This window comes from Halochromatium sp. NSM3, assembly GCF_059621085.1.
Genome location: NZ_JCAQIA010000008.1, coordinates 52,793 through 66,248 on the forward strand (window position 1 = coordinate 52,793; position 13,456 = coordinate 66,248).

The 13,456-nt window shown below is 64.9% G+C and carries 10 protein-coding genes and 1 pseudogene; 2 read left to right on the forward strand and 9 right to left on the reverse strand.

Features of this window, described 5'->3' with window-relative positions; all coding sequences use genetic code 11:
• Positions 1–75 precede the first annotated feature (75 nt).
• Positions 76–1,911, forward strand: a complete 1,836-nt coding sequence (locus AC54T3_RS05335) for an EAL domain-containing protein (RefSeq protein WP_496622963.1) — start codon at positions 76–78, stop codon at positions 1,909–1,911.
• Between the two features lie 32 nt (positions 1,912–1,943).
• Here the strand turns inward: AC54T3_RS05335 and ubiB are convergent, their stop codons facing one another.
• From ubiB to AC54T3_RS05380, 9 genes and pseudogenes are all read right to left on the reverse strand, one after another.
• The gene (ubiB, locus tag AC54T3_RS05340; RefSeq protein ID WP_496622965.1) at positions 1,944–3,608 is read right to left on the reverse strand and encodes a ubiquinone biosynthesis regulatory protein kinase UbiB; all 1,665 of its coding nucleotides are present in this window, start codon (positions 3,606–3,608) and stop codon (positions 1,944–1,946) included.
• Between the two features lie 50 nt (positions 3,609–3,658).
• A complete protein-coding gene (locus AC54T3_RS05345; protein WP_496622967.1) occupies positions 3,659–4,339 on the reverse strand; it encodes a ubiquinone biosynthesis accessory factor UbiJ in 681 nt (226 codons plus the stop codon).
• Positions 4,336–5,085: a bifunctional demethylmenaquinone methyltransferase/2-methoxy-6-polyprenyl-1,4-benzoquinol methylase UbiE gene (gene ubiE / locus AC54T3_RS05350; protein ID WP_496622969.1), complete on the reverse strand. Its 750-nt coding sequence runs from the start codon at positions 5,083–5,085 to the stop codon at positions 4,336–4,338. Before ubiE ends, AC54T3_RS05345 begins: the two co-directional genes overlap by 4 nt.
• Positions 5,086–5,161: 76 nt before the next feature.
• Positions 5,162–5,851 carry an SPOR domain-containing protein gene (locus AC54T3_RS05355; RefSeq protein WP_496622971.1) on the reverse strand — a complete coding sequence of 230 codons (690 nt, stop codon included), beginning with the start codon at positions 5,849–5,851 and terminating at the stop codon, positions 5,162–5,164.
• An 11-nt stretch (positions 5,852–5,862) separates the two neighbouring features.
• The gene (gene argS / locus AC54T3_RS05360) at positions 5,863–7,644 is read right to left on the reverse strand and encodes an arginine--tRNA ligase (protein ID WP_496622972.1); all 1,782 of its coding nucleotides are present in this window, start codon (positions 7,642–7,644) and stop codon (positions 5,863–5,865) included.
• A 241-nt stretch (positions 7,645–7,885) separates the two neighbouring features.
• A complete protein-coding gene (gene arfB, locus AC54T3_RS05365; protein ID WP_496622974.1) occupies positions 7,886–8,308 on the reverse strand; it encodes an alternative ribosome rescue aminoacyl-tRNA hydrolase ArfB in 423 nt (140 codons plus the stop codon).
• A 219-nt stretch (positions 8,309–8,527) separates the two neighbouring features.
• A complete protein-coding gene (locus AC54T3_RS05370) occupies positions 8,528–8,773 on the reverse strand; it encodes a hypothetical protein (RefSeq protein WP_496622976.1) in 246 nt (81 codons plus the stop codon).
• A gap of 473 nt (positions 8,774–9,246) precedes the next feature.
• A pseudogene (locus AC54T3_RS05375) lies at positions 9,247–10,692 on the reverse strand (DEAD/DEAH box helicase); the annotation flags it as partial.
• A 297-nt stretch (positions 10,693–10,989) separates the two neighbouring features.
• Complete coding sequence (locus AC54T3_RS05380; protein WP_496622978.1) at positions 10,990–12,771, reverse strand: DEAD/DEAH box helicase; 1,782 nt, start codon at positions 12,769–12,771, stop codon at positions 10,990–10,992.
• Between the two features lie 180 nt (positions 12,772–12,951).
• Between AC54T3_RS05380 and AC54T3_RS05385 the strand changes: the two genes are divergently transcribed.
• Positions 12,952–13,419, forward strand: a complete 468-nt coding sequence (locus tag AC54T3_RS05385; protein WP_496622980.1) for a YaiI/YqxD family protein — start codon at positions 12,952–12,954, stop codon at positions 13,417–13,419.
• The last annotated feature ends 37 nt before the right edge of the window (positions 13,420–13,456 follow it).

The following is a 13,456-nucleotide window of genomic DNA, read 5'->3' on the forward strand; positions in this document are numbered from 1 at the left end:
TGCCTGCGGTCACTAAAGTGACACTCAGCTCTGCTAAGGTAGCAAAATGTCGTTCCCGTGATGGACCACCCTCATTTGAGCCTACCCGACGACACCACCAATACGCGGCTGGGCCATGCGCTTTGCGATGATCCAAGCACGGGCGATTATATCGATGATGCCTCCGTTCGGGATCTGGATCAGGTCTTAGCGCGGCAATCGCTGACGCCCGCCTTCGCGCCAATTGCCGAATTGCGTCTGCGCGACCCGCATGGCTACCGAGGCCAGGTCAGTGGACCCACCGACAGCCAGCTCCGTTTACCCTTGACGCTGTTTGGCGTGGCCGAGCACTGTGGGCGCTCGGCGGAGCTGACGCTGGCGGCCCTCAGCAGCCTTGCCAAACAATTCCAGGCGCAAGGACTCGGCGGTAAGCTGTTCTATCGGGTCAGGCGGGAGGCGCTCTACGACCCCGGCTTTTCCGCTGATCGGCTGCATAAAACCTTGACGCACGCTGGGTTGGAGCCGGACAAGCTCGTGCTGGGGCTCTCCGAGTACCGCGCCCATTCAAGCCTGAAGGCATTGAGTCGACTGTTTGCCGATCTGCGCGCGCTGGGCATCCAGTTTACGCTGTGCGGATTCGGCGACAGTCATGGCGCGCTACTCGCCGTGCAGGCACTGCGTCCGGACTATATCGAACTGGGGCGCGGCCAGATCGAAGTGCTGCATACGCCAGTGCACAGCCATGATTTCGCCCGCGCCACCCTGGATATCGCTCGGCGTTTCAATGCGCTGGTCGTCGCGAAAGGGATCGACACCGAGAAGGATCTGCGCGTCGCCGAGGCGCTCGGTATCCCGCTCCTCCAGGGCGCCTATATCGGCGCGCTCGATCCAGAGCCGAAGAGGCGGCTGCGCAAAAAGCTGTTTTGCGGCGGCGCCGAATCCGATGTCGGCCTGGGCGAAGCGCATACGGCGACGGTCGCCGGACTGGCGACCGAGATCCCGCCCGTGTGCTCGGACTATAGCGTTGAGGAGGTCGGGGAAGTCTTTCATGCCACCCGCCAACTGCAGACCCTGCCGGTGGTGGAAAAGGGCAAGCCCCTCGGACTTGTGCGGCGAATGGACTTTATGAATCTATTCCTCAGCCGCTACGGGCGCGATCTACACGGCCGAAAACCGATCCGATTATTCATGGATACCAGGCCGGTGATGGTCGAACACGACACACCCATCAGTGAGGTCAGTCAGAAGCTCACTGATTACAACCAGAGCAATGCCCAGACGGACTTCCTCGTCACGCGCAACGGCCGCTATCTAGGGGTTGGCTATATGGTCGATCTGCTGCGCGAGATCACCGCCTTGCAACTGCAGACGGCGCGGCATGCCAATCCGTTGAGCGGCCTGCCGGGCAACGTCCCGATCAATCAACGGATCAACGATATGCTGCTGAAGCGGCGTGCGTTCGTGGTGGTCTACGTGGATCTGGACAACTTCAAGCCGTTCAACGACGCCTATGGTTACAGCAAGGGCGACGAGGTGATCGTCGCGGTGGCGACGCTGTTACTGAGCGAATGTGGCACGCTCGGCGATTTCGTCGGCCACGTCGGTGGCGATGATTTCGTGGTCCTGTTCGAGGATGACGACTGGGAGGCGCGTTGCCGGCGCATCCTCTCAACCTTCGAGGCGCAGGCGCCGGGCTTCTACAACGCAACAGACCGCGAGAACGGCGGCCTCTGGGGCGAGGATCGCCAGGGCACCCGGGTGTTCTTTCCCTTTCTCAGCCTCTCGCTGGGAGCGGTGCGGCCCGATCCAAACTGCTGTGAATCCTTCCACGATGTCGCGACCATGGCTGCGGATGCGAAACACATGGCCAAGCAGCAAGCGGGCAACAGTCTGTTCGTCGAACGCCGCTGCGGGCCGCATCGGGTCGCTTGATCCTTGATCGCGAGGAGGATCGCGCGGCGCGACTAGCGCTCCTTCGAGCCGAGCAGCTGGCGCCAGAGGATGGCCAGACTGGTTGCTAGCATCAGGATCGCGGCGCCGGGGGCGAGCATCGGGAGCGGGGCGCTAGGTAGGGGAACCAGAATCAGCGCCGTCGCCAGCCCGGCGAGGGCGAGTGCGCTCAGCGTCGCGGTGGTGCGCGCGTGGTTGGTCTTGACCTGGGTGGTCAGCGCCGTCAGGCCGCGACTGCCGCCTTCGGGATAGAGCGCGGCCTGATGCTCGAGCTGGTCGATGATGCGGTTCACCGCCACCGGGATATCCGGTAGGCGCTCGGCGAGCGCCGGCCAGTTGTGCGCGAAGCGCCGTGCCAGCATGCGCGGGCCGATCTGCTCGCGCATCCAGCGCTCCATGAACGGCTTGGCCGTGGTCCAGAGGTCGAGCTGCGGGTAGAGCTGACGACCCAACCCCTCGATATTGAGCAGCGTCTTCTCCAGCAGCACTAACTGCGGTTGAATCTCCATCTCGAAGCGGCGCGCGGTCTGGAACAGGTTGACCAGGAAGCCGCCGAACGAGATTTCCGACAAGGGCTTCTCGAAGATCGGCTCGCAGACGGTGCGGATGGCCGACTCGAACTCCTCCACCCGGGTACCGCGTGGCACCCAGCCGGACTCGACATGCAGCTCAGCGACGCGGCGGTAATCGCGGCGGAAGAAGGCGAGCAGGTTCTCGGCCAGGTAGCGTTGGTCTTCCTTGGTCAGGCTGCCGACGATGCCGAAGTCCACCGAGATGTAGCGCCCGGACTCCTCGACGAAGATGTTGCCGGGATGCATGTCGGCGTGGAAGAAGTTATCGCGAAACACCTGGGTGAAGAAGATCTCAACGCCGCGGGTGCCGAGCAGGCGCATGCTGATGCCCTGCTGTTTGAGCCGCTCCACCTGCGATACCGGCGTGCCGTAGATGCGCTCCATCACCATCACGTTGGGCCGGGTCCAGTCCCAGAATACCTCGGGGATGTAGAGCAATTGGCTATGCTTGAAGTTGCGCCGCAACTGCGAGGCATTAGCGGCCTCGCGCTGCAGGTTGAGTTCATCGAAGATGGTCTTCTCGTATTCGCGCACCACCTCGACCGGGCGCAGTCGACGCCCGTCGGGCCAATAGCGCTGCGCCAGGTGCGCGAAGGTGAGCATCAGATCGACATCGCGGCGGATGATGCGCTCGATGTCCGGTCGCAGCACCTTGACGATGACCGCTTCGCCAGTCTTCAGGCGTCCCGTGTGGACTTGCGCGATTGAGGCACTGGCGAGCGGCACTTCTTGGAACTCGTCGAGCACGGTTTCGACCGGCTGCCCCCATGCCTTCTCGATCAGGCGGCGGGCCTCGGGGCCAGGAAAAGGGGGGACACGGTCCTGCAGCCGTGCCAGCTCGACCGCCAACTCCTCCGGCAGCAGATCGACCCGCGTCGACAGCAGTTGGCCGAATTTGATGAAGATCGGCCCAAGTTCCTCGAGCGCGAGGCGCACACGCACGGGATAGGCGGGCAGTTCACGTCGGTACCAGTGCCAGGGCGCGAGATAGAGGAAAAAGCGCAGCGGTCGGAACAGCTTGGTCGCGACGATGACCTCGTCGAGACCATGCCGGAGGAGCACCACATTGATATGGAGCAGCCGCAGCGACTGCGAGAGACGAAACATGACAGGCTTGGCGGCTGGATCCTGTTAGGCAGGGTATTGGACGGAGAAGATTAGGCTGGATCTGGGGCTGAATCTGGACCAGGCGTCTGGTCAAGGCGGCGCGTGAGCCGCTCAACGCGTGCCTCGAGTCGTTCCACATCATCCCGCAGTCGGTCGACACCACCCAGAAAGCCCTGCATTTCGGTCTCGCTTGGCAACAAGCGGCCTTCCTCGATGAGGTATTCGCGCAGATCGGAGTCGAGCGTCTGACTATGACGCTCGGCCCAGCGCCCGCTAGCGCGCGCCTGCTGGCCGATGCGATGCGCGAGGCTGTCACCGACCAGGGTCGCGAGTTGCGCTTCCCAGTCGATATCCAGGCCCTTGATCACATCGCCGATGGTCTGGGCCAGTCCATTATCGCCCTCGATCTGGACCGCGCCGCTGAAGACCTCGTCCTCGCGATGCTCGGCCAGCGCCATGCTCAGCAGCGCCGCCGGGGTGGCGCGCACCAGGCAGTCGGGCTCGGCGGCATAGTCACCGAACAGACGCAAGGCGTTGCCCTCCGGGACGACATGCAGGTGCAGTCCGAATCCGCTCAGCTCGATCCGCAGAACCTGCCCTTGTACCTTGGCAAGCCCGGCCGCGCCCTCGGGATCAAGCGCGAGGAGGCGGTTGATCAGGGCCTCCGTTGACGCCAGCACCGCAGCGGGCAGCGTCAGGCCAGCATGGTGGGTCTGGGTATCGGTACTCACAACTTATAGCCGCGATGGATGGCGACGATGCCGCCGGTCAGGTTGAAGAACTCGCAGCGTTCCAGCCCCGCCTGCTCCATCATCGAGCGCAGGGTCTCTTGGTCTGGATGCATGCGAATGGATTCAGCCAGATAGCGATAACTATCGGGATCGCCGGCGACAAAGCGACCCAGCGTCGGCAGCACCGAGAACGAGTAGAGATCGTAGGCCTTGGCCAACGGCTTGGCGCTCGGATGCGAGAACTCGAGCACTAGGGCGCGACCGCCAGGGCGCAGCACGCGGAACATCTCGTTTAAGGCGAACTGCTTGTGCGTGACGTTGCGCAGGCCGAAGCCGATGGTGACGCAGTCGAAGCTGTCGTCGGCGAAGGGGATCTTCTCGGCATCGATCAGCACATAATCGAGATTGCCAACGACGCCGGCATCGATCAGCCGCTCGCGCCCCTGTTCTAGCATCGCCTGATTGATGTCGGACATCACCACGCTGCCGGAAGGGCCGACGATGCGTGAGAACTGCTCGGCCAGATCGCCGGTGCCGGCGGCGAGATCGAGCACGCGTTGAGCGCGCCGCACGCCGGCAAGTTCGATGGTGCGTCGCTTCCAGAGGCGATGGATGCCCATCGACATCAGGTCGTTCATCAGGTCGTAACGCGAGGCGACCGAGTCGAACACCGCGCGCACGCGCTCGGCCTTCTCCTTGACCGGGACTTCCTGGTAACCGAAATGGGTGGTCTTATCGTCAGACATCGAGGAGGATCACTGAGACGGCTTTCAAGATAACGCTGAGTTTACACCTTGCGGCGCGGACAGGGGCTGCGAGCTGTTAACGCGTGCGGATCATGATGCTCTCTTGGCCTTCATCCGCGAGTTTGGCGCGCATCGCCTGGGCCTGCGATTTTTCATAGCTGGAGGTGCGGACGCGATGATAGGTCTGGCCATTGTCGATGGTTACTGTCTGGAGACTGGTCTGAATGCCTTTCAGCGCGAGCCGTGCCCTGAGCCGCTCGGCATCCTCGCTGCTGCGGAAGGAGCCGAGCTGGAGCAAGTAGGTGCCCCGGCCGTCGCTGGGAGCTGCGGTTGGTGCTGAGCTGGGTGCTGGACTGGGCGCCGCGCTTGGTGTCGCGCGGGGCGCTGGCGTTGCGGCTGCGGTTTCAGCCGGCTTCGGTGTCGGCTTGGCGGCTGGAGACTGATCGCCACTAGACGGTGGTGCTGGTGGTGGTAGGGCTGGCGGCTCGGTGTCCTCTTGATCGGGGACGAGCACCTCTTCTTCCGGCAACAGGCTGTAGAAGTCGAAGGTGCGCTCCTGCGGCGGATTCGCCGGCGGGCGGGTCGTCGCCTGCTCGCTGCCCGGACCGGATGCGGTCGGCACATGGGTCATCCAGGCGTAGCCAACACCGAAGGCGCCAAGCAGGCCACCGAGCAGAAACCAAAAGGCACAGGTGCCACGGCGACTGCTGCGGCGGCGCGAGGTCGGAGTAGGGGGCGGGGTCGGGCGACGGTAGTCTTTAGGCATTGCAGTGTCGGTCACATCTGTTCTGGTGCGGAGACACCGATGAGCCCCAGGCCGTTCCGTAACACCTGACGCACGGCAAGGATCAGCTTGATGCGCGCATCGCGCAGTGCATCGTCATCGACCAAGAACGGATGCGCGTTGTAATAGGTATGAAAGGCGTTGGCCAGCTCGCGCAGATAGGTCGTGAGCAGATGCGGCTCGTGACCGAGCGCGGCGGCCTCGACTACCTCGGGATAGCGCGGCAGGGTCTTCAGCAAGGCCAGCTCATGCGGCTCGCCGAGCCGATCGAGGTGCGTGGTGCCATGGCTCGGCTCAACCAGGATGCCCTTGTCCGCAGCCTGGCGGAGCACGCTCTCGACCCGCGCATGGGCGTATTGGCAGTAATAGACCGGATTGTCGGCGGACTGGCTCTTGGCCAGATCGAGGTCGAAGTCCATGTGCTGCTCGCAGCGGCGCATCACATAGAAGAAGCGCGCCGCGTCGCGGCCAACCTCCTTGCGCAGTTGGCGCAGGGTGACGAACTCGCCGGAGCGGGTCGACATCTGCACCTTCTCGCCACCCCGATAGAGCACCGCGAACTGCACCAGCAGCACATCGAGCCGATCGGCCTCGTCGCCAAGCGCGGTCAATGCCGCCTTCACGCGCGGCACATAGCCGTGATGATCGGCGCCCCAGACATCGATCACGCGCTCGAAGCCGCGCTCGAGCTTGTCCATGTGATAGGCGATATCGGAGGCGAAATAGGTCGTCTGGCCATTCTCGCGCACCAGCACGCGGTCCTTCTCGTCACCAAAGCTGCTGGAGCGGAACCAAAGCGCGCCGGCCTGCTCGTAGACATGGCCGGCGGTGCGCAGGCGCTCGATGGCGCGGTTGACCGCGCCGCTCTCGGTGAGCGTGCGCTCCGAATACCATTCCTGATAATGGGCGCCGAATTCGCCAAGATCCTGGCGGATATCGTCGAGGATGGTATTGAGTCCCAGCTCGAACACGAAGCGATAGCGGTTATCGCCGAGCAGGCGCTTGGCGTTGGCGATCAGCCCATCGATGTGCGCCTCCTTGTCGCCGTTCGGCTCGCCTGCGATTGCATCGGCGGGCAGACCGGCCAGCACCGCGTCGGCGGCAACCCGGTAATCATCGCCATGCTCGCGGTGCAGGCTGGCGGCGATGTCCCAGACGTAGTCGCCCTTGTAGCCGTTGCTCGGGAAGCTCAATGCCTCGCCGCAGAGTTCCAGATAGCGCAGCCAGACCGAGGCGCAGAGGATGTCCATTTGCCGCCCGGCGTCGTTGACGTAGTACTCGCGATGCACATCGAAGCCGACCGCTTCCAACAGATCGGCGACCACGGCGCCATAGGCGGCGCCGCGCCCATGGCCGACATGCAGCGGCCCGGTCGGGTTGGCGGAGACGAACTCGACCTGCACCCGTTTGCCGGCGCCGATCCGGGAACGCCCAAAGGCCGGGCCTTGGGCAATGATCTCGGCAACCTGGGCATGGAAGGCATCGGCGGCAAGGTGAAAATTGATGAAGCCGGGGCCAGCGATTTCGACGCGCTCGACGAACGCGGAAGTTGGCAGGGCGGCGACGATGCGCTCGGCCAGCTCACGCGGTTTGTTGCGGGCGCGTTTGGCCAACACCATCGCGGTGTTCGTGGCGAAGTCGCCATGGCTGTCGTCACGGGTCCGCTCGACCTGCGGCTCCGGCAGCCCGTCGCTGAAGGTGGCGGGATCGAGGATGGCTTGGGCGATCAGCTGCTCGAGCGCAGCGCGCACCAATCCTTGGATGTGTTGCTTCATGGGGTCTCGTCTTGCAAAGCGGGTCAGGCGTTGCCGGCAAGCCCAGTGTTGCTGGGGTCGCGATCGGCTAGCCTGGCTGGTCGCAATTGGGCGATCGATCAATAACGCAAGGATACGGAAACGACGGCAGGCTCGCCAGATGCGAGTGTCCAGCTGCTGCTGGTCGGTTCATCAGCGTTGGCCGCGCGTCGGGATTTGACGGCCCGCGTGCAGTGCTCCTGGCTGCGTGCAGAGGTTCCCGTCAGTCGGTATCGGAGACCGGCCGACGCATCGACTTGATGCGCCCCCGCCGTACCTTCTCGTCAAGACGACGACGTTTGGCGGAGCGCGTGGGTTTGGTTGGCGTACGCAGCTTCGGCGCAACGCTCGCCTGCGCAATCACTGCGACGAGTCGTGTCCGGGCATCGGCGCGATTGCGCTCACGAGTGCGAAAGCGATGGGCGTGAATCGTCAGCACGCCGTCGCGGTCGATACGCCGATCGCCGCTGGCGAGCAGACGCGCACGCACTGGCTCCGGCAGCGATGGCGAGCACGTCAAGTCCAGACTGAGCTGGACCGCCGTTGCGAGCTTGTTGACATTCTGACCGCCTGGCCCTGGGGAGCGCACGAAGCGCTCCTGTAGCTCTTGCTCCGGAATCTGGATGGTCGCGCTGATCTTGAGCATTGGGGTTTCCCGTCAGTCGAAAAACGCGGTTCCCGAGCGGCGAATGTGTTCATCAGCACCGAGCGGTCCAGGTACCGATTGCCGCGTTCGCAGGAGGTCTCTGGCGCGAATTGGCAGGCATGGGATAGAGATCCTCGCTCCGAACGTTGGCATACCATCGCTGCACGCCAGGGTGGGCTCGCTTCTTCTTGCGCAGTTCCGACAACACATTTGTATCAATCAGGAATCCCACTCTGGAACATCCCGACCGTAGTCTGATGGGCGGGCAAAATCCGCATCTTCGCCAACATCTGGCATCGCCGCGAGCAGGCGCTTGACGGTGTCGTCGTTATGTTCGCGCTCAGCATGTGTCTCGAAAATAACCGCGACCCTGACAGGTCCGACAGGAATCTCTGGCGGGAGGCGCAATTTCAGACAATGGTCCTGCGGCACCTCAGCGACAGCTTCGTAATACTGTGTGGTCATCTCTATTCTCCATTCGTGACAAGGAGCGCTGATCGGGTCAATCGGGCGTGCTTGCGTCTCGGGTACCGAAGTGGCGCGCAGGCGATATTTGGCGCCTCGGCGTTCGCCCTGGCGCTCGAGTGAGCCGGCCATGGCTCACTGAGATTGCATGTCCATGTCCGTTGGAATGTTCGGCGATCAGATTGGCCAGCTGTTTTTTGCTCTCAGCGCTGGCCTGGAGGGTCAATTTGGCGCTGGTCGCATCAGTCGTCGCGACCGCCGCCGAGCAGTGCCGCCGTCTCTTGCGTGCGAGCGCGGCGCGGATGGCGGTGGCTGCTCGGGCGGCTGCTATCGGTGCTCTGACGCCGTCCGTGACCGCGTTTGGCCGTTGCTGATCCCGGCGTCGATGCCGAGGCCCCCGAAGCGCGCTGGCCGCCGGGACCGCCCGCCGAGTGATGCCTGGCTTGATCATCGGCGCTGTTGCCGTTGCCCCGACCGCTGCTGGCGGCACGGCTGTCGTCCCGACTGCCCTCGCCGGTGCCAGCGCTCGCCCTGCCGCTGCTTGCGCCAGCGCGTCGCGGCCGTTGCCCTGGGGCCGTAGCACTGCGTCCACCCGCGCTACGGCCACCCGCGCCGCGACCACCGGCACCTGCGGGACGCGGTCCACTGCGGCCATTCTTGATCGGCTCCGGCGGGATGCTGGGGTCCGGGTCGTAGCCAGGCTGGATGATCTTTGGCACCTCGCGTTTGAGCAGACGCTCGATGTCGCGCAGTAGCCGGTGCTCGTCGACACAGACCAGCGACACGGCCTGGCCCTCGCGACCGGCGCGGCCGGTGCGGCCGATCCGATGCACGTAGTCCTCTGGCACATTCGGCAGCTCGTAGTTGACCACGTGCGGGAGCTGATCGATATCGAGCCCGCGCGCGGCGATATCGGTGGCGACTAGTACCCGCACATCACCGCTCTTGAAGCCGGCGAGCGCGCGGGTGCGTGCGCCCTGGCTCTTGTTGCCGTGGATCGCGGCGGCGCTGAGGCCGTCGGTCTCGAGCTGCTCGGCGAGCCGGTTGGCGCCATGCTTGGTGCGGGTGAACACCAGCACCTGGCGCCAGTCGTTGGCGCCAATCATGTGGCTCAGCAGCTCGCGCTTGCGATGGCGATCGACCGGGTAGACGACTTGGTCGATGCGTTCGGCGGTGGTGTTGCGCGGCGCGGCCTCGATCAGCTCGGGGTTGTTCAGCAGCCGTTCGGCGAGGCGCTTGATGTCATCGGAGAAGGTCGCCGAGAACAGCAAGTTCTGTCGCGCGTGGTTTGGCGGCAGTAGTGCCAGCACTTTCTTGATGTCGTTGACGAAGCCCATGTCGAGCATGCGGTCGGCTTCATCGAGGATCAGGGTCTCGACCTGGGAGAGGTCGACCGTACCTTGGCCGGCATGGTCGAGCAGACGGCCCGGTGTGGCGACCAGGATGTCGACGCCGCGGCGCAGTTGATCGATCTGCGGGTTAATCTTGACCCCGCCGAAGATCACCGTCGAGCGCAGCGGCAGATATTGGCCATAGGTCTGGATGCTCTCCTGCACCTGGGCCGCGAGTTCGCGGGTCGGGGTCAGCACCAGCGCGCGAATCGGGCGGCGTGTCCCGGCGGATGCTCGGCTGTTGGACTGTCTGGCCGATTGGCCGCCTGGCTGTCTACCTGCCTGGCCGCTTGCTTGGCCACCGGGTTTTTCGGCGGTTCGGCGCGAGGTCTGGGTGCTCAGGCGCTGCAGCAGGGGCAGGGTGAAGCCGGCGGTCTTGCCGGTGCCGGTTTGCGCTGCGGCCATTACGTCGCCACCGCTAAGGATGGTCGGGATGGCCTTGATTTGGATCGGGGTGGGTTGGGTATAGCCCTGCTCGCGAACAGCGCGCAGGAGCTCGGCCGACAGGCCAAGGGTGTCGAATGACATGCGATTCTGGACTCCAGATGGGCCCTCCCATCCTCAGTGAGGCGGGAGCCGGTCCGGGCTGGATGAATGAGTGCCTTAAGCGGCAATGCTTGCGGGTCAGCGAAAACCCTGCTCTCGCGCGGCTCGCGATTGGCCTAGGGCCGATGGCGGAGCGCCGTCGATGGTTGCGGAGCGGGGGAGCGGCGAACGGCTCAAGCGATTTTCGGCGACCGCGTCCGCGCATGGCGGATGGTCGCGAGCGGTGCCGACCGGTCCAGGCACCCGAAGTGCGAGAGTCTAACCCAAAACCGAACTCGGTTATCTGTTTTTCTTCACGGGCTTCTTTGCGGGGCGGGCGCGATCGGCCCCGGGCGGGCCGGACCTCGGTCGCGGTGGGCGGTCGGCGCCTTGATCCGATTCCACCGGCGCGCCGGGCTCGCTGCGCGTGAGGTCGAGCGCTCGCCCGCACACGCGAACCTTGCGCAGATCCTGCAACAACTCGCGCGGCATGCCGGTGGGCAGATCGACCAGGCTGAACTCCTCGTGGATATCGATGCGGCCGATATGGCGCGCATCCAGCCCCGCCTCGTTGGCGATGGCGCCAACGATATTGCCAGGTTTGACCCCATTACGATGCCCGACGGCGATGCGGAACCGCTCCATGCCCTGATCCGGGCTCGACGGCGGCCGGCGTTGCTGGCGCGGGCGCTCGTCGTCATCGCGGCGTGGGCTGCGGCCGCGCTCGGGGCGCTCGCGCGAGCGCTCGGGCCGTTCGGGGGCGGTCAGTAGCAACGGCTGATCGCCGATCGAGAGCTTGGCCAGCGCGGCCGCGATCTCGACCGCCGGCACATCGTGCTCTTCCTGATACTGCTCGATCAGGCTCTGCATGAAGCCGAGTTCGCCGGCGGCGAGGGTGTCGGTGATACGCTGCTTGAAATCGGCGATGCGCTTGTTGTTGACGGTCTCGGTCGAGGGTAGGGTCAGCGGCTCGATGCGCTGGCGTGTCGCGCGCTCGATGGCGGCGAGCATGCGCCGCTCGCGCGGAGCGACGAACAGGATCGCCTCGCCGGCGCGGCCAGCGCGCCCGGTGCGGCCGATGCGGTGGATGTAGGCCTCGGTGTCGTAGGGGATGTCATAGTTGACGACATGACTGATGCGCTCGACATCGAGCCCGCGCGCGGCGACATCGGTCGCGACCAGGATATCGAGCGCACCGCTGCGCAATTGATCGACCATCTGCTCGCGCTGCTGCTGCGGCATGTCGCCGTTCAGCGCCGCAGCGGTCCAGCCCCGCGCGCCGAGGCGAGTGGCGAGTTCGGTGGTCGCGGTCTTGGTGCGCACGAACAGCAGCAGCCCCTCGAAGGGCTCGACCTCGAGGATGCGGGTGAGGGCATCGAGCTTGTGCATCCCGCTCACCAGCCAATAGCGCTGGCGAATGGTCTCGGCGGTCGCGGTGGCGGCCTCGATGCTGATCGACTTCGGTTCGTTCAGGTGACGCTGGGCGATACGTTGGATCTGGCTCGGCAGCGTGGCCGAGAACAGCGCGATCTGGCGCTGCGGCGGGGTCTGCTCCAGGATCCACTCGACATCGTCGATGAAGCCCATGCGCAGCATCTCATCGGCCTCGTCCAGCACCAGCGCCTGCAGTGCATCGAGGCGCAGGGTACCCTTGCGCATGTGGTCCATGATGCGCCCTGGGGTGCCGACCACCAGATGCACGCCGCGTTTGAGCTGACGGATCTGGGCGCCATAATCGGAGCCGCCGTAGATCGGCAGCACCTGAAAGCCCCCGAGCGCGCTGGCGTAGCGCTGACAGGCCTCGGCCACTTGCAGGGCCAGCTCGCGGGTCGGTGTGAGCACCAGTACCTGGGGCGTGCGCTGGGCGAGGTCGATGCGCGCCAGCAAGGGCAACGCGAATGCGGCGGTCTTGCCGGTGCCGGTCGGGGCGTGGCCAAGCAGATCACTGCCGGCAAGCAGGTGCGGGATGGTCGCGGCCTGGATCGGCGAGGGCGTCTCGTAGCCAACGGCGTCGAGCGCGCTGAGTAGGGCAGGGGGCAGCCCGAGATCGGCGAAGCTCGGGGTGGAAGAGGAGTCGGACATGAAAGAACGGCCTAAGGAACGGGAGAGAGAATGAGCAGACCGACGGGTGCAGCCGCGCGAGGAGGGGCTTGCACGCCGGGCAACATCACAGTATAGCGCAGCTTGCATGCTCGGCTGAGAAGAATCGACGAGCGCGCATCACAGCATGGGTCACAGCGCGGGAGTATGGGAGGTAAGGGGATGCAGATCTGGGTCGATGCCGATGCCACGCCGAATCCGGTCAAGGCGATTCTCTATCGCGCTGCGGATCGGGTGGGTTTTGCGCTCACGCTGGTTGCCAACCAGCCGTTGCAGGTGCCGTCCTCGGCGCGGATCAGGACCGTGCGGGTGGGTGCCGGTTTCGACGTCGCCGACGATTACATCGTCGCTCAGGCGCGGGCCGGCGATCTGGTAATCACCTCGGATATCCCGTTGGCGGCCGAGCTGGTCGCCAAGGGCTGCCAGGTACTGAGCCCACGCGGCGAGGCCTTCACGCCGGAGACCGTGCGTCAGCGACTGAATATGCGCGACTTCCTCGATACCATGCGCGCCAGCGGCCTGGATACCGGCGGGCCTCCGGCCTTTAGCCAAGCGGATCGTCAGGCGTTCGCGAATGCGCTCGATCGCATCTTGGCGCGCGCAGCTCGCGACGCGCCTCAGTCGCCCTAACGCAATGCGCTCGCCGCTGCCAAGCGTCGGCGACCGG